The sequence below is a fragment of the Candidatus Pandoraea novymonadis genome (assembly GCF_003004665.1).
In the GTDB taxonomy this organism is placed as follows: domain Bacteria; phylum Pseudomonadota; class Gammaproteobacteria; order Burkholderiales; family Burkholderiaceae; genus Pandoraea; species Pandoraea novymonadis.
The window spans coordinates 31,447-48,643 of record NZ_MUHY01000004.1 but is presented as its reverse complement, the minus strand read 5'-3'; the positions used below and the strand labels follow the sequence as shown (position 1 = coordinate 48,643).

Sequence of the window (17,197 nt, the reverse complement as noted above, 5' to 3'; positions counted from 1 at the left end):
AGTATATTACTTACCAGATAAGAACCGTTGATTACAATCAACCAAAAAATTGATGAGTCCATCAACACCCCCACTATTTACCTTAGCAGCAAATTGTCCGCGATATGCCTCGATCAACCATGCCCCCATCACATTGATATCGTAAACTTTCCAGCCAACCGGGGTCTTAGTCAAACGATAGTTAATCTGAATTGGTTGGCTGTTATTGAGGACTTCCGTGTAAATAACTGCATCCATATCCGATGGATGACCACGATAGGATTTAAAAAAAACCTGTTGATCACGAATTTGTGCGATAACGCCAGAATAAGTGCGTACCAGTAAATGCTTGAACTGTTCCGTAATTTGCTGCTGCTGTGATTTCGAGGCCAATTGCCAATTACGTCCCATCGCCAGCTTCGTCGCACGCTCAAAATCAGTCTGCGGCATGATCCTTTTTTCAACAAAAGTAGTGATCTGATCCAGATCACCACGCCCAAAAGCCAAATCGGTTTTCGCTGCCACCAAGATTTCTCGGACAGTTTGTTTAACAAGAGCATCCGGCGCTTGCATTTCGTGGGCAACAGCCGCAATGCCAAAAAATACCATGAACACTACAATAGAAGCATCCAAAAACCTCTTAGTCATCACTATATCCCTTTTGTGTATGTTCCAGGTTTGTTGAGCTCTCGCCAGCTGTAACATTTATTCCATAGAATACTTATTCTTTTTTTGTAAAATATTCTCCCGCAAAGATAAACTTCATCGTGAAGGCAACTCTACCTTCACTGGCACATCGATTGCTGGAGACTGTGTTTCTTCCTCATTAGATAGGACAACAGGCACATCAATTTCCAACGCATCATCGTCATAATTCGGCGGCATTTGTCCATTTGCGAATTTCTCACCGATCAAATAGCGGCGCCGTTGCAAATAAGTATCGCGAACAAACGAGTAACGATCCAACGCAACAGCAGATAATAGATCAGAAACTTCGAGAAAATTAGCTCGTGTGTTAAGTGCTCGTTGCCCATAGAGTCCGTATCTAACCCATTCCGAACTAACGTAAGTCATCGGATCGATATATACATTACTAGCAAGACCGGCCAGATCACGCACAGTAGTAGGCCCAAGAATCGGGAGCAAAAGGTATGGACCAGAAGGTATACCCCATTTACCAAGGGTCAAACCAAGGTCCTGGGTGTTTTTAGGCAAACCAGCTGGCGTGGCAAAATCAACCAATCCACCCACGCCAAAAACTGTATTGATTGTCAAACGCATCAAATCCTGAGCAGCGGCCGCAATATCAAGCTGCAGAAAACTATTCGCAACATTACAAACATCCCCAATGTTCGAAAAGAAGTTGGTAATCGCTATACGTACAGGTTTTGGCATCACAAAACGATAACCTTTAGCAACAGGAGTAAGTACAGCTCGGTCTAAACCATCGTTAAACTGAAAAATGGCCCGATTAAATCCTTCGATCGGATCAGCAGGATTCGGGTTAGTGATTGAGGCACACCCAGCAAAGCTAAGAGTAGCAAACACACATACTGCAGCGCAATGGAAACGAGCCATTTTCCTTCATTTCTCCTGAGAAACCTCTGGTGCCAAAAGAACGCCTCCCAATCCACTTTCACTCTTTTTCACTCCACCCTCATCCACAATTTTTTTATATAGAAACTGGCTAATTAGATCTTCAATTACGATTGCTGACTGTGAGATCATGATGGTATCGTTGGCGACCAACATCTCGTCATCCCCACCAGGCTCTAAACCGATATATTGTTCCCCCAGTAGGCCGGACGTCAAAATTTTAGCCGAAGATTCTTTCGGAAAATGATACTGTGAATCTATATCAAGGATCACATTGGCAACATAGCGCTTATCATCAAACTTGATCGATGCCACACGACCCACCACGACACCCGAACTTTTCACAGCAGCACGAAGCCTTAAGCTCCCGATGTTATCGAAATTAACCTTCACTGGATAGGTACTGTTAAACGACAACGAACTCATATTACCAACCTTGAGCGCAAGAAATAGCAAAGCAGCAATCCCAAATATCAGGAAGATTCCTACCCAAAAATCGAGAGCGTGTTTTTTCATTATCAATCGTAAAATCAATCAATTACTAAACATCAATGCTGTCAACAAAAAGTCTAACCCCAGAACAGCTAAAGAACCATATACAACAGTTTGCGTTGTCGCACGAGCTACGCCTTCAGGCGTAGGCTTCGTTTCATAGCCTTGGTAGAGCGCCAGAAAAGTTACAACTATACCGAAAATAAAGCTCTTAAAAAGACCATTGGCAATATCAGTCCAAATATCGACACCCGCTTGCATCTGCGACCAAAACGAACCCTCGTCGACCCCGATCAATTGAACATTTACTACGTAGCTACCGAAAATTCCAAACACCAAGAATATAGCAAGCAAAAATGGCATGACAATGACACCGGCCCAGAAACGGGGTGCAATGACGCGTTTTAATGGATCAATCGCCATCATTTCCATCGCAATTAGCTGCTCGCCAGTCTTCATTAAGCCGATTTCCGCAGCTAACGACGTGCCTACTCGCCCGGCAAACAACAAAGCAGTAATCACCGGTCCCAACTCACGCACAAGAGAGAGAGCTACCAGCAGACCCACTGCTTGTTCAGATCCATATTTATTCAAGGCATAGTAGCCTTGCAACCCTAGAACAAAACCGATGAAAAGTCCCGATACAGCGATAATCAAGAAAGAATAGTTACCAACAAAATGAATTTGATCAGTAACCAACTGACGCCGCCGCAACAGTCCTCCACCCGCCCACAAGACACGCAGAAAGATCCGTGCGGCGTATCCAATATGAGACACCTTAGTCAAGATGAGTCGAGCGAACAACAGGATCATACATCCATTCCTATTCGAAAATCTTCCAGCATAGATTTGGTTGAATAATGAAATTTGGCGGGGCCATCAAGCTTATCGTCGAAAAACCGGCGTACTACAGGATCCTGCGAAGCACGGAGCTCAAGTGGTGTACCTTCTGCTGCGATATTTCCATCGGCAATGAAATAAATGTAGTCTGTAATCAGAAATGACTGCCGTACATCATGGGTTACAAGAATAGACGTCGCACCCAGTGCATCGTTTAGTGTGCGAATTAAATTTGCGGTGATGCTCATCGAAATAGGATCAAGACCGGCGAAGGGCTCGTCATACATTATAAACTTAGGATCAAGAGCAATGGCACGGGCAAGGGCAACACGGCGAGCCATACCACCAGAAATCTCTGATGGCTTGAGGTCCCGCACGCTCCGTAAACCAACCGCATTCAGCTTCATCAACACGAGATCGCGAATCATTTCCTCACCCAGATTGGTATGCTCTCTCATTGGAAATGCAACATTATCGAATACAGTCATGTCGGCAAACAAAGCACCAAACTGGAAGAGTACTCCCATTTCACGCCGAAGTTTTTGAAGCGCAGCTGGATCGAGACTACTTACATCTTGTCCTCGGAAGTACACAAAACCATCATCCGGCTGGTATTGACCACCAATGAGCCTCAACAACGTAGTTTTTCCACAACCAGACCCTCCCATCACGGCTACCACTTTGCCGTGGCTAATCCGCATATTCAAGCCAGACAGTATTTGCCGTTCACCATAGTGAAAGCTAACGTCGTGTAATTCAAGCAAATTTTCGGAAGACAATCGAGTCACGTTGACGGACACTCTCGATCAATGTAAAAGTGGATTATAGGGGGTAATCCACTTTTATGCTCCATGGCTATGAGAAAGCAACCTACGTAATTTTTCAAAAAACCACAAAAGCAAACATATTTTGCCCATCATATCAATTTAAATTGGAAAATGTCGTTTCAAAAATGGCTTTAATATTGTAAAGGCAAGGTTAAAGATTTTTTGTATCGGTTCGCATTTTGAGCGATGTTTCTTATTCCATAATGAGAGCATGAGGAAACTGACTTCAGTAAATATCGAAGATACAAACATAAAGTCTAGAAAGAATTAGACATCATGATCTGATACTAACCATGAAATCAAAGGTTACTCTCAATCGTCCCTTGAGAAAGCGAAGAGGAATAGCACACGAATCACTAACTATAAATTTCTCAGTCCTTCGGAAAATCGCGACCCTCATAGAACATTGACACTCGTAGATAAATGCACCAATACCATCGATGGAATCTTATTAAGACGTGGTGGTATGTGGCCGACTACTCTTTGTGTGTCTATACACTCTTAAAGAAATGACCAACGAGCATTTAAATGCGTAGCATTATTCAAAAAACGTTTAATACAAACCAACTACAAAGCATGCATTAGTTTTGCTCCTTAAATATCGTCTGCATTCGCGCCACCATCTCTTCCATATCCCCCCCTCCTGTCAACGCTCGCACAACAGCCGCGCCACCAACACCGGTAGCTAGCACCATCGAAAGATTCTCCACATCAATACCGCCTATAGCAACAACCGGATAATAAGGCTGAATCAGTCGAACGAATCGCACCAGCTTTTCTAATCCTTGTGGTGCCGTCGCAATGACTTTAGTAACCGTTGGGAATACTGCACCGACGGCGAGATAACTAGGTCTGAAATGATGTGCAGCAAGTATTTCATAGTACCCATGAGTACTGATCCCTAATCGCATACCCGAAAGAAAGAGTTCGGCAATATCATTTGCTGATAACCCCAAAATATCTTCCTGCCCCAAATGCACACCATAAGCACCCTCATCGGCAGCGAGACGCCAATGATCATTGATGAAATATGCACCGCCTACTTGTAAGCCAACTAACACTGTACGTGCAATTTGTTTCCTAAGTTCATTTGGATTCATCGATTTTATTCGCAACTGAACCGTCTTCACACCAAGCTTAGCCATCGCCTCGCATCCATCCGCTGAGGAGAATATTGGGTACACCCCCAGTGATGAAGGACAAAACGGAAAACTTCCAGGGCTTGGAATTAAATCCATCACTTTAGGAAACGTTTCTAATTTAACAGGCCAATCACCCAACTCACTGCCGATTTCAGCATGACAGTTATCGCTACGCCATGCCCTCGCTAAGCACACCGCATCGAGGGCATCGAATCCGCAATCCAGGAATGCCGCCAATGCAGGTAGAAAAGCAGAATCAGCAACACTTAAGAGGCGGTAAGTCATACCGCACCAATGCAATTCGTCCAGCACATGACCATCGTTTAAGACACGAGAGAATAAAACCGTCGCTCCTCGAGCGATCAACGAGCAATATATCGAATCTTCAATAGCACACTGCGATGCAACCTCCCTCAGAATAAAGTCGTCTTTACCTGCCTCAAGTGGGTTACCAACATAGATCCGCCAATTGGGCGACTCTACCGCTTCTGGCCAAGGAGCCAAACGCATCCGAATCCGTTGAGCATCTAATCGCCAAGTGTAAGCTAAACGATCATCTGTCGAAAAAAAAGTAATATGTGGCAGCAAAATTTTCTCATCACCAGGTAGCAACTTGACAGACATCGTCAAGTACCTGCATGATGCCAGAATGGCACACCAACCACAGGCGTGCTGGCTTGTGCATTGTCTCTTTCAGTCATTGGGCCAGCAAACCACGCGACGCGTCCCACTCGAATTGCAGAAGCAAAAGCACACGCCATCTCAACTGGCTGTACTGCTTGTGCGACAGCCGTATTTAACAAAACTCCGTCGAAGCCCCACTCCATTACTTGACATGCATGCGAGGGCAACCCCATTCCAGCATCAACGATGAGTGGTATGCCAGGCAATCGATCACGCAATAATTTAAAACCGTAGGGATTGATAACTCCCTTACCAGTTCCAATCGGTGCGCCCCAGGGCATCAATGCTTGACAGCCGACATCAAGTAAACGACGGCATAACACAAGATCTTCCGTACAATAAGGCAGAACTTTAAAACCATCACTAATCAGTTGCTCCGCCGCCGTCAATAAGTGGAAAGGATCCGGTTGTAACGTGTAATCATCACCGATTAACTCCAGTTTAATCCAATCCGTCTCGAACACTTCTCGAGCCATATGTGCGGTCGTGACAGCCTCCTTGACAGAATGACAACCAGCAGTATTAGGCAACACTGGTACATCAAGCCGACGGATCGTTTCCAAGAAAGTGATTCCCATCGACTGAGCATCATCCCCCGAAAGTTGGCGTCGCAAAGCAACCGTCACCATAGCGGGACGTGCTGCATCGATAGCATCATTTAGTACTTTAAGCGATGGATAACGCGCTGTCCCCAATAAGAAACGACTAGGAAAACTTGTACCGTAAAGCGTAAGTACATCAGATGGACTATGATTCCCCGTCAAGTACGCTTGCCTAAGCATCTCAGCCTCCCACCACTGGCTGTACTACATCGACAGTATCACCCGGGGCAAGGATGCGAGCCCCATATTGCTCTTTTGGGACAAAAAAACCATTGATAGCAGCTGAGAATGGCGACTTAGCACCATAATTAGCTAATGCTTCGGCAAGGGTAAGCGAATCCCTCACAGTTAATGTCTCATTATTAATATGAATCTTCATTGCAGTACTCATTCTGATTTAAATTGAAACAAGGACGGCCATTGCCGTCCTGCTCTCCAGTTATCCCAATCGAGTGAACGGCCAACCGCTGCCAGCTCAAGAATCTTTATTGCCAAAGCACATATCTCACCAGTAACTACTGGGGCGAGCAAATACCCATGACGATATAAGCCATTAAGACGCAAAGTGCACTTACCATCCCACTGCACACAAGGTAAATGGTCAGGTAATGCTGGTCGGCAATTAACGTTTAGTTCAAGAATGCGCGCCTCCCCAAATGCAGGATGTAAAGAGAAGGCTGCCGACAAAAGCTCCAAAGCCGAACGGACAGTCATCGGCGACATATCTTCAGACTCCAGTTCCGTTGCACCAATCACATATCGGTCACTTTCCTTAGGCGCGATATAAATTGGATAGCGTGGATGTAGCAATCGGACCGGCCGCCGCAAACCAACCCCTGGCGCATGAATTCGGACGACCTCACCTCGCACACCACGCAACCTAGAGAATGCTATTCGTGCACCCAGGCCACGACAATCAATAACAAGTCGGGCCTCCGGATAGTGTCCTTCTTCAATACCAGTGTGCCAATGCAGAGCAACACCGGCTTTCTCTAATCCGGAAGCCAAAGATTTTAACAGTTGACGACTATCGAGCTGACCTTCGTTCGGAAACCACCAACCTTCATGAAAACGATGTTTTAGGGCAGGTTCAATCTCCCACAACCGTGCGCCAATAAGAGATTCAACACCTCCACGTAACAACGCTTCTGGCGCATTGGTCCGCATGCGACGCTCAAACATCTCCGCTTCAGAACGATCGGGTTGATGCCAAACAACCAATGTCCCTGTGCGCTGAAAAAAAACAGGTTCTGGCAATCGTTCTATTAAGGAAGGCCAACGTTCTAAGCCAAGTGTGCCCATCTCAACAATGCAAGACTCCGAAATAGCGGATTCTGCCAACGGTGCTAGCATGGCAGCCGCAACCCAGCCGGCTGCAGCAGAACCTTCAGAATTTCCTCGTTCATACAGCGCAACACGCAAACCAGCACATACCAATTGCCAAGCGACAAGTCGTCCAGATAGACCACCGCCCAAAATTGCAACATCCGGACAGGAAGTTTTAACACTAAAAAGCTCAATGGATCGCATGGGGAAACTCTCATGCCTTAACGCAAAAGAAAAAACGATTGTCGCTACAATAGCATGCACAGAGGAGTTTAAAAATTTTTAAATAATTATTATCTAGGTCGAGTGTAATACTCTCCTTTATCTCCTTAAACCATGTTTACGTTGCCGTGCACCAAGTATCCTTTGCATGCGCAATAATTAGAACATAAACACGGACAGTCCATAACACATCAAACCAAATTGAAACAGACTTTCAAAAGATGTTATTTCTTAATCGATTTGCCTATGGTTTTTCGACAAAAAACAAATTATGCAATAACATAACGCCGTATTCGCTAATCAAAATCGCAGTGTATCCACTCCACTATTGGTTTCAAGCGCTAGATTGTATCAACCTTTTTCTCTGTAAAACCCCATGACACAAGCTCTTAGCGCCTGGCAGTTGATCCGTCCATACTGGGTCTCAGAACAACGCTGGCAAGGTCGTGGCCTACTGGCACTGGTTATTATCCTTAATCTTGCTATTGTCTATATCAACGTACGCATTAACCTATGGAATGTAAATTTCTTTAATGCGCTTCAAGATCACAATTGGTCAGCTTTCAGAATAGCGCTACTTGAATTCATATTGCTTGCTTTTACCTTAGTATTAATTACCACATTCCGAGTCTATTTCCGTCAGATGCTAGAGATCAAATGGAGACAATGGCTAACCAACTTCAACTTACGCAAATGGCTCGAACAGCAAGCGTATTATTGGATTGAACGTGAGCATCTTGTAGACAATCCAGATCAACGGATATCAGAAGATCTACATTCATTGACGTCGACATCGTTAGCACTATTTATCAATCTTCTCTCAACACTCGTCACATTGTTATCGTTCGTCACGATACTTTGGACACTTTCCGGTGCACTCTCGATCTCACTCTGGACTATGAACGTCTCCATACCGGGCTATATGGTTTGGGTCGCAGCGATTTATGCGATTGGTGGATCATTCATCATCTTCCGGATCGGACAGCCGATGATGAACTTGAATTATCATCAACAAAAGGTAGAAGCTGATTTTCGTTTTCTACTGGTCCGTTTACGTGAAAATTCGGAGCAAATTGCTCTGTATCGCGGCGAGAGTGTAGAACAAGATCGGCTATTGAGTACATTCGATAAAATTCGAAGCAATTGCTGGAAAATTATGCATTACACAAAGCACCTGATGCTAGCAAACTCCGTGTATACACAAATGGCTATTATTTTTCCAGTCATAGCCGCTGCACCACGTTACTTCGCTGGCGCTTTTACTTTTGGCATACTCATGCGCATAGTCAATGCGTTCGGACATGTGAGTGACGCATTCTCGTGGTTCATTAATAGCTTTCCCCAGCTAACGGAATGGAAAGCCACAGTCAACCGGCTTCGAGAGTTCTCGCGCGCGGTCGAGGTCCCTACTGCCCAAGGAAACATCACACATACAACAGGAAAAATACTCGCTACCGATAATCTCAGATTATCTTTACCGGATGGCACACCGCTATTAACAGTCGGCTCTATCAAAATTCCAGCAGGTACACGCTGGATGATTCGTGGCCCATCCGGATGCGGAAAGAGCACACTCCTTCTCGCAATCGCAGGACTTTGGCCATTCGGTAATGGATGCATTGTAACACCCGCCAAAGCCCGACTTTTATTTCTTCCACAAAAAAGTTACCTGCCAATTAGCTCGTTAAAAGTGGCATTAGCATATCCATCAGATACTGAAGCTTTCGATGATGCATCCTGCTCCGCAGCGCTTGAATCGGTGAAACTTGGACCGTATGTTCAGCATTTACAGACTGAAGCACATTGGGGTCAACGCCTCTCAGGAGGCGAACAACAACGTCTCGCCGCTGCACGCGCTCTACTACAAAAACCCGACTATCTCTTCCTTGATGAAGCCACTAGTGCACTTGATACGGAAGCAGAAGAGCATATCTATGCAGTATTACGCACACAGTTAACAAACACCGCTATTGTGAGCGTGACACATCGGGAAACTCTTCTCTCATTCCACGAACACACGTTAACGTTAACCAGAAAATCTCTCAAATCAAACGAGATTCCCATTAAGTAGATATGAGGGGAAATGTCCAGGAAGGACTCCTTTTATTTTTTTCACTCTTAAGAAAAAATCTCAGCGCAGCAACCCGTGCTCTCCCATAAGGAATGAATCAACTGCGCGTGCACACTGGCGTCCTTCGTGAATAGCCCACACGACAAGCGACTGGCCACGCCGAACATCGCCCGCGGCGAATACTTTCGGCACATTAGTCAAGTAAGCGCACACACCTTCTTGTGTCGAGGCTCGGACATTACCATGCGCATCCTTTGCAACACCAAATGCGTCAAAAATTTGCTGAATCGGCGAGACAAAACCCATGGCGATCAACACGATATCAGCCTTTAGTTCAAACTCAGAATCAGCAATCTCTTGCATTTTTCCATTTTTCCATTCTACACACACAGCGATCAACTTCTCAACTTTCCCATCCTTTCCCTCGAAGCGCTTCGTTGTCACAGACCAATCACGCTTACAACCTTCGTCATGACTAGACGATGTTCGTAATTTCACTGGCCAATACGGCCACACCATCGACTTATTTTCCGTCTCCGGGGGCTTAGGTAAAAGTTCTAACTGCACAATATGCTTAGCACCATGGCGGTTCAATGTGCCAACGCAATCTGAACCCGTATCACCACCTCCAATCACGATGGCATACTTACCAGTTCCCATCACCTGCTTTTGCAACTTATCACCTGCGTTAACTTTATTCTGCTGTGGCAGAAACTCCATCGCGAAATGTATACCAGACAAATCACGACCTGGAACTGACAAATCACGGGGCTGCTCAGCACCAGCAGCAAGAACGACAGCATCGAACTGTACCTGTAACTGCTCTGGCGATATAATCTCCTTGGAAAAATTATTGATGAACATATCTGGCTCTTCACGGCCGATATAAAAACCAGTGCAGAACCTAACTCCTTCAGCTTCCATTTGTTGTATTCGGCGATCGATCAACCATTTTTCCAGCTTGAAGTCAGGAATGCCATAACGCAGTAAACCACCCACACGATCGTTTTTTTCAAAAACAGTCACGTCATGTCCAGCACGAGCCAGTTGCTGTGCTACCGCCAAACCGGCCGGTCCAGAACCAACCACCGCCACCGCCTTACCAGTCTTATGTTTAGGTAATTCTGGTTCGATCCAACTTTGGTTCCAAGCCTTATCTATAATGGCGTTCTCAACCGACTTAATGCCTACCGCATCATCATTGATATTTAAGGTACATGCTGCTTCACAAGGTGCCGGACAAATACGACCAGTAAATTCTGGAAAATTGTTGGTAGAATGCAGCACCTGAATAGCTGTCTCCCAATCTTGGCGATACACTAAATCATTGAAATCGGGAATTATATTATTCAGTGGACAAAAGTTATTGCAGAACGGAGTGCCACAATCCATACACCTCGCGCCTTGTAGCTTGGCTTGTCCATCCGACAATACACTAACGAATTCTTTGTAGTGCTTAATGCGCGAAAACGGTGCTTCGTAAGACTCATGCTGGCGCTGAAATTCGAGGAACCCTGTGATCTTTCCCATGTTTCTTCTGCGGATAGATACCTATTAAACAGACGGTTGTCTGACAAACCACGTAGCGTGGAAAATATAATTCTCGATGCCTATAATCTTAGGTCATCAGTGATTTTTTTATTGAATTTCGCTATTTCGCCTAGTGCCCGCTTGTACTCATAGGGAAATACCTTAACGAACTTTCCGCGGGCACTGTTCCAATCTTCCAGTAGTGCCTTCGCACGTGATGAACCAGTATACTGAAAGTGTTTTTCGATACATTCGCGCACTAAGAACTCATCAGTCTGCCCACAGTGCCAAAAAGCCATTTCGACCGTGCGTTCTTGCTCGATTTTTGGCAATACCGGATGAAGCCCAACCATCGTGGTATTACATTTAATGGCAAATATCCCATGGGGGTCAAATACATAGGCTATACCCCCCGACATTCCAGCTGCAAAATTACGTCCCGTCTCGCCCAGTACAACAACTGTACCACCCGTCATATATTCACAGCCATGATCACCTGTACCTTCCACCACGGCTATCGCACCCGAGTTACGTACGCAAAATCGTTCTCCAGCCACACCGTTAAAGAACGCTTCACCTTGAATCGCACCAATCATCACTGTGTTACCAACAATAATGTTGTCTTCAGCATTACCACGAAAATCAGTCGTTGGCCGAACAATAATACGCCCACCAGATAGTCCCTTTCCGACATAATCGTTGCCATCGCCAACAAGATCCAGCGTAATACCCTTAGCCAAGAAGGCCCCAAAACTCTGACCAGCCGTGCCTTTGAGCTGCACATGAATCGTATCGTCTGGGAGACCCTCGTGCCCATAACGTCGAGCCACTTCGCCAGACAGCATGGCGCCGACGGTACGATTCCGGTTACGTATCGACTGAATGAATGACACATGCTCACCCTTCTCCAGTGCCGGCAGGGATTTTTTGATCAATATATGATCCAATGCCTGTTTCAGACCGTGATCTTGAAATTCAACATGCAAACGAGGAACTATGCCTTCAACATCCGGCAGGTGGAAGATACGTGAAAAATCCAGCTCCTTCGACTTCCAATGATCAATACCAGACTTCGTGTTAAGGAAATCTACACGGCCAATTAAATCGTCAAACTTAGCAATCCCAAGCTGGGCCATAATCTCTCGAACTTCCTCTGCCACGAAAAAGAAATAATTGACAACATGTTCCGGCTTACCACGAAATTTCTGACGCAAAACCGGATCCTGGGTCGCAACCCCAACTGGACAGGTATTAAGATGACATTTTCTCATCATGATACAGCCTTCGACCACTAACGGCGCTGTCGCGAAACCAAATTCGTCAGCTCCAAGTAATGCACCAATTACAACATCACGTCCGGTCTTCATCTGCCCATCGACCTGCACACGAATACGACTACGCAAACGGTTGAGCACCAGTGTCTGTTGAGTTTCCGCCAAACCCATCTCCCAAGGTGAGCCGGCATATTTAACCGACGACAGTGGTGATGCACCTGTGCCACCATCATGTCCAGCGATCACCAGATGATCAGCTTTCGCCTTAGTCACTCCAGCCGCCACCGTACCCACTCCAACTTCGGAAACCAACTTAACAGAAATCGAGGATGCACTGTTAACGTTCTTCAAATCGTGAATTAACTGTGCTAAATCCTCGATAGAATAAATATCATGGTGTGGTGGGGGTGAAATCAGGCCGACACCTGGCACAGCGTAACGTAGTTTACCTATATATTTCGTGACCTTATCACCCGGTAGTTGACCTCCTTCACCTGGTTTTGCACCTTGCGCCATCTTGATCTGAATCTGATCGGCTGAAACCAAATAATCGGCCGTCACACCAAAACGTCCAGAAGCTACTTGCTTAATCTTCGAACGCAATGAATCGCCATCTTGGAGTTCAAGATCTGACACGATCACATCGTGACCAACAATTGATGCAAGCGTATCGCCATTTTTGATAGAAATCCGATTCAGCTCATTACGATAACGACGATCATCTTCCCCGCCTTCTCCTGTGTTCGACTTACCTCCGATCCGATTCATGGCAAGAGCCAATGTCGCGTGTGCTTCAATCGAAATCGAACCAAGCGACATAGCACCTGTAGCAAAACGCTTCACAATACTGTGTGCCGGCTCCACTTGATCCAACGCAATAGCACGTTTTGGATCAACACGGAACTCGAACAATCCCCGCAACGTCATCTGGCGCTTACTTTGATCATTTACGAGATTTGCATATTCTTTGTAAGTTTGGTAGGAATTTTCACGTGTCGAATGTTGTAGCTTAGCAAGCGTATCCGGTGTCCACATATGATCTTCACCTTGAGTACGGTAAGCATATTCGCCACCGACATCAAGCGCATTTACAATCACCTTATTGTCGTTAAATGCATCACGATGCAAACGTAAAGCCTCCTCGGCGACATGAAAAATACCAATCCCACCAACGTTCGAAGCTGTCCCCTTAAAATAATTGTTCACTAGCTCGCTCGACAGACCAATAGCCTCGAAAATCTGTGCTCCCGTGTAAGACATATATGTCGAAATACCCATTTTCGACATGACCTTGTGAAGACCTTTTCCAACCGCCTTCACAAAATTATTAATAGCCTTTTCTGGTGTCAAATTCTCTTTCAGCTGGGTCTTGGCGATCACCACTAAAGACTCCATTGCCAAATATGGATGTACCGCTTCCGCACCATATCCCGCTAGCAAAGCAAAATGATGTACCTCACGGGCAGACGCCGTTTCAACCACTAGTCCAGTACTGGTACGCAAGCCATGTAACACCAAATGATGATGGACTGCGGATGTCGCCAGTAATGCCGAAATTGCGACCCGATCCCCATTCGTCAAACGATCGGAGAGAATTAAGATATTGTAGCCTGATTTCACCGCATCAACCGCCTCTGCACACATCGATGCTAAGCAAGCTTCAATCCCTTCTTTTCCCCAAATTACGGGATAACAAATGTTTATCTCATATGAACGGAATTTCCCACCAGTATGCTGATCAATATGACGAATCTTCGCAATTTCCTTGAAATCCAATACGGGCTGAGATACTTCAAGCCGCATGGGTGGATTAATATTGTTGGTGTCGAGTAAGTTTGGTTTCGGCCCGATGAAAGAAACCAATGACATTACTAAGTTTTCGCGAATCGGGTCGATCGGAGGATTAGTCACTTGTGCAAAAAGCTGACGAAAATAGTGATAGAGCGTCTTATTCTTATTGCTCATAATCGCGAGTGGACTGTCATTGCCCATAGAACCGATAGCTTCTTCACCATTCAGCGCCATCGGGATTAAGAGAAGCCTCATCTCCTCCTGCGTATAACCAAACGCCTGCTGCAAATCGATTAACGGCGTTGTAATATCACGATGCACACTAGCGTACTCAACTTTTGATTCAATTTCGTCAAGCTTAATACGTACAGCATCGACCCATCTCTTATATGGCTTTGCGTTGGCAAGTGTATTCTTCAATTCCGTATCATCGATGATACGGCCTTGGTCCATATCAATCAGGAGCATCTTGCCCGGCTGTAAACGCCATTTTTTGATAATCCTTGATTCTGGAATAGGCAGTACGCCAGATTCCGATGCCAATATGACCATATCGTCATCGGTAATAGCATAACGCGCCGGACGCAAACCGTTACGATCTAGGGTTGCGCCAATCTGGCGACCATCTGTAAAGGTTATCGCAGCAGGGCCGTCCCACGGCTCCATCATCGCCGCATGATATTCATAAAAAGCACGGCGATTTTCGTCCATCATCGTGTGATGCTCCCACGCTTCAGGGATCATCATCATCACCGCATGTGCAAGCGGGTACCCAGCCATTGTCAAGAGTTCAAGACAGTTGTCAAACGATGCCGTATCCGATTGTCCTGGATAAATCAGAGGCCACAACTTTTGTAGATCCTTCCCCAGTACCGCTGAAGAAATCGCGCCCGTACGAGCATTCAACCAGTTGACATTACCCTTAACCGTATTAATCTCACCATTGTGTGCAACCATGCGGTATGGATGTGCCAACTCCCACGCCGGAAATGTATTAGTAGAGAATCGTTGGTGAACAAGAGCAAGCGCCGACACCATACGGGAGTCAGATAAATCACGGTAGTAGCGTCCAACTTGATCGCACAAGAGGAGGCCCTTGTAAACAAGAGTACGCGCGGACATCGATGCCACAAAATATTCCTTACCATGCTTAAGTTTGAGCGCTTGGATACGATGGGAGGCAGTTTTTCGGATCACATATAGCTTACGCTCGAGCGCATCCGTCACCATGATATCCTGCCCACAGCCCACGAAAATTTGACGAATAATAGGCTCAGTCGCTTTGACTGCTGGCGACATTGGCATTTCGTGATCGATACCAACATCACGCCAGCCTAATACCACCTGTCCTTCAGCCTTGACTGTACGCTCAAGCTCCTGTTCACAAGCCAAGCGTGAAGCATGCTCCTTCGGCAAAAAAATCATGCCCACGCCATATTCACCAGGTGGAGGGAGCACTACAGAGTGCTTAGCCATTTCCTCTCGGAGAAATTGATCGGGTATTTGCAACAAAATACCGGCGCCATCACCCATTAAAGGATCAGCACCAACAGCACCTCTATGATCCAAGTTCTCAAGAATCTTCAAACCTTGTTGAACGAGAGCGTGACTCCTTATCCCTTTGATATGCGCGACAAAACCGACGCCGCAAGAATCATGCTCATGACTCGCATCATACATGCCCTGCGAGTGGGGTATAACTAACCTTTCTTCTGCCAAACGCGCACCTGTCGTCGCGAGCGATCGTTTTCTATTTTCCACGTATAAATCATCTCAAAACGCAGCTGTCTAGGGACTTCAAACCATTACAGCCAATTAAGTAAGGTTGCCAGACCAGCAACCGGATGCACGATCACAAACTTAAACGCTCACTTATGATGTGTATGAGCTCCGAGCTGAATTTTTGCACGCATAGTTTTTCACGCGATACCATGAGCCCAGTTTTGAATATACGCCAGGAAAATATGATTGACAAAGATTTTAATTTAGGGTCAGGTTTTAATTTAAAAAATAACTATTGAGATGTATTTTTATTAGGGTCATATATTATTTTAAAAGGTTGTAGCAACAATTTAGGATTGCATCATTTTCACTCTACGTGGGCGCCCAGGAGATAATGGTTGTATACGACGATTGGCCTCCAATCTCATACGCTCTTGATATTCAATACTTCCAAGCAACCACTCTTTTTGCGTGGATATGCGCAATGCATCCAAATCCTTATCAAGGATTGGCTTCGAGAACATTTCTGCATATCTGTTTTGCCTCTCAAATGGCGTGTTACCAAGCGCCCAGTAAAGCTCATGATCTGTCAAAAGACAATCACTCCTCAATCCAACGTGATGCGGGTAACTCGACCAAGAGTAGCTACCTGGAGAGTCGACAAGGCCAGCACGCACCGGATTAAGCTCAATATATCGGCTACAAAGCAACAGGTAACGCTCCGCCTCAATGACCGTGGCACGGTAACGGCCCTCCCACAGGGTGCCTGTACGCTCATGACGGCGGTTAAAGTACAACACATAATGACAGCCAAGTGCTTGTAGCGTATTCGCCAAACTGTGCTGAGTTGTCGGTGTTGCCAATAAATGTAAATGATTCGGCATCAGGCAATACGCATGAATTGCTAAACCATGTACATGTGAAACATCATATAATCGGCTCAGAAAGATATACCGATCTGCGTCGTCAACAAAAATCAACTGCCTGTTATTACCGCGCAGAATAAGGTTCTGCGGTTGAAAAGGAATAAAAAGTCGAGGTAGACGAGCCATTTTAGAAATTTTTCTAGAGCAATAACTTTGAAAGCCCTATTATCTCG

General features: G+C 45.6%; 13 protein-coding genes. 1 reads left to right on the top strand and 12 read right to left on the bottom strand.

Annotated features, from left to right (window positions below):
• Window positions 1-6 precede the first annotated feature (6 nt).
• The 9 genes from BZL35_RS04725 to BZL35_RS04685 form a co-directional block, all read right to left on the bottom strand.
• Window positions 7-627 carry an MlaC/ttg2D family ABC transporter substrate-binding protein gene (locus BZL35_RS04725; protein ID WP_106183103.1) on the bottom strand — a complete coding sequence of 207 codons (621 nt, stop codon included), beginning with the start codon at window positions 625-627 and terminating at the stop codon, window positions 7-9.
• A 114-nt stretch (window positions 628-741) separates the two neighbouring features.
• Entirely contained in the window at window positions 742-1,557 is an 816-nt protein-coding gene (locus BZL35_RS04720; protein WP_106183102.1) for an MlaA family lipoprotein, read from the bottom strand.
• 6 nt (window positions 1,558-1,563) lie between these two features.
• Window positions 1,564-2,091 carry an outer membrane lipid asymmetry maintenance protein MlaD gene (gene mlaD, locus BZL35_RS04715; RefSeq protein WP_106183101.1) on the bottom strand — a complete coding sequence of 176 codons (528 nt, stop codon included), beginning with the start codon at window positions 2,089-2,091 and terminating at the stop codon, window positions 1,564-1,566.
• Between the two features lie 18 nt (window positions 2,092-2,109).
• Window positions 2,110-2,880: a lipid asymmetry maintenance ABC transporter permease subunit MlaE gene (mlaE, locus tag BZL35_RS04710; RefSeq protein ID WP_106183100.1), complete on the bottom strand. Its 771-nt coding sequence runs from the start codon at window positions 2,878-2,880 to the stop codon at window positions 2,110-2,112.
• Entirely contained in the window at window positions 2,877-3,695 is an 819-nt protein-coding gene (locus tag BZL35_RS04705) for an ABC transporter ATP-binding protein (RefSeq protein WP_245916360.1), read from the bottom strand. The genes mlaE and BZL35_RS04705 overlap by 4 nt, the downstream gene beginning before the upstream one ends.
• A 620-nt stretch (window positions 3,696-4,315) precedes the next feature.
• Complete coding sequence (locus BZL35_RS04700) at window positions 4,316-5,500, bottom strand: thiamine phosphate synthase (RefSeq protein ID WP_106183099.1); 1,185 nt, start codon at window positions 5,498-5,500, stop codon at window positions 4,316-4,318.
• A gap of 2 nt (window positions 5,501-5,502) precedes the next feature.
• Entirely contained in the window at window positions 5,503-6,342 is an 840-nt protein-coding gene (locus BZL35_RS04695; RefSeq protein WP_106183098.1) for a thiazole synthase, read from the bottom strand.
• A 1-nt stretch (window position 6,343) separates the two neighbouring features.
• Window positions 6,344-6,553, bottom strand: coding sequence for a sulfur carrier protein ThiS (gene thiS / locus BZL35_RS04690; RefSeq protein ID WP_420837024.1), 210 nt, complete (start codon window positions 6,551-6,553; stop codon window positions 6,344-6,346).
• Window positions 6,550-7,692 (bottom strand): FAD-dependent oxidoreductase, encoded by a 1,143-nt coding sequence (locus tag BZL35_RS04685; RefSeq protein ID WP_106183097.1) that lies wholly within the window; start codon window positions 7,690-7,692, stop codon window positions 6,550-6,552. The genes thiS and BZL35_RS04685 overlap by 4 nt, the downstream gene beginning before the upstream one ends.
• Before the next feature lie 394 nt (window positions 7,693-8,086).
• Between BZL35_RS04685 and BZL35_RS04680 the strand changes: the two genes are divergently transcribed.
• Window positions 8,087-9,781 (top strand): ABC transporter ATP-binding protein/permease, encoded by a 1,695-nt coding sequence (locus BZL35_RS04680; RefSeq protein ID WP_106183096.1) that lies wholly within the window; start codon window positions 8,087-8,089, stop codon window positions 9,779-9,781.
• A 60-nt stretch (window positions 9,782-9,841) separates the two neighbouring features.
• Here BZL35_RS04680 and BZL35_RS04675 read toward each other — a convergent pair whose 3' ends face one another.
• From BZL35_RS04675 to BZL35_RS04665, 3 genes are all read right to left on the bottom strand, one after another.
• On the bottom strand, window positions 9,842-11,311 hold the full coding sequence (locus BZL35_RS04675) for a glutamate synthase subunit beta (protein WP_106183095.1): 1,470 nt from the start codon (window positions 11,309-11,311) through the stop codon (window positions 9,842-9,844).
• Between the two features lie 80 nt (window positions 11,312-11,391).
• On the bottom strand, window positions 11,392-16,056 hold the full coding sequence (locus BZL35_RS04670; RefSeq protein WP_106183144.1) for a glutamate synthase-related protein: 4,665 nt from the start codon (window positions 16,054-16,056) through the stop codon (window positions 11,392-11,394).
• Window positions 16,057-16,448: 392 nt separating this feature from the next.
• Window positions 16,449-17,150 carry a transposase gene (locus tag BZL35_RS04665; protein WP_106183094.1) on the bottom strand — a complete coding sequence of 234 codons (702 nt, stop codon included), beginning with the start codon at window positions 17,148-17,150 and terminating at the stop codon, window positions 16,449-16,451.
• Between the last annotated feature and the right edge of the window lie 47 nt (window positions 17,151-17,197).

Excerpts from the sequence above, each read along its gene's own strand:
- BZL35_RS04725 (WP_106183103.1), bottom strand. The coding sequence starts at position 627 with ATGACTAAGAGGTTTTTGGATGCTTCTATTGTAGTGTTCATGGTATTT.
- BZL35_RS04720 (WP_106183102.1), bottom strand. The coding sequence starts at position 1,557 with ATGGCTCGTTTCCATTGCGCTGCAGTATGTGTGTTTGCTACTCTTAGC.
- mlaD (WP_106183101.1), bottom strand. The coding sequence starts at position 2,091 with ATGAAAAAACACGCTCTCGATTTTTGGGTAGGAATCTTCCTGATATTT.
- mlaE (WP_106183100.1), bottom strand. The coding sequence starts at position 2,880 with ATGATCCTGTTGTTCGCTCGACTCATCTTGACTAAGGTGTCTCATATT.
- BZL35_RS04700 (WP_106183099.1), bottom strand. The coding sequence starts at position 5,500 with ATGTCTGTCAAGTTGCTACCTGGTGATGAGAAAATTTTGCTGCCACAT.
- BZL35_RS04695 (WP_106183098.1), bottom strand. The coding sequence starts at position 6,342 with ATGCTTAGGCAAGCGTACTTGACGGGGAATCATAGTCCATCTGATGTA.
- thiS (WP_420837024.1), bottom strand. The coding sequence starts at position 6,553 with ATGAGTACTGCAATGAAGATTCATATTAATAATGAGACATTAACTGTG.
- BZL35_RS04685 (WP_106183097.1), bottom strand. The coding sequence starts at position 7,692 with ATGCGATCCATTGAGCTTTTTAGTGTTAAAACTTCCTGTCCGGATGTT.
- BZL35_RS04680 (WP_106183096.1), top strand. The coding sequence starts at position 8,087 with ATGACACAAGCTCTTAGCGCCTGGCAGTTGATCCGTCCATACTGGGTC.
- BZL35_RS04675 (WP_106183095.1), bottom strand. The coding sequence starts at position 11,311 with ATGGGAAAGATCACAGGGTTCCTCGAATTTCAGCGCCAGCATGAGTCT.
- BZL35_RS04670 (WP_106183144.1), bottom strand. The coding sequence starts at position 16,056 with ATGTATGATGCGAGTCATGAGCATGATTCTTGCGGCGTCGGTTTTGTC.
- BZL35_RS04665 (WP_106183094.1), bottom strand. The coding sequence starts at position 17,150 with ATGGCTCGTCTACCTCGACTTTTTATTCCTTTTCAACCGCAGAACCTT.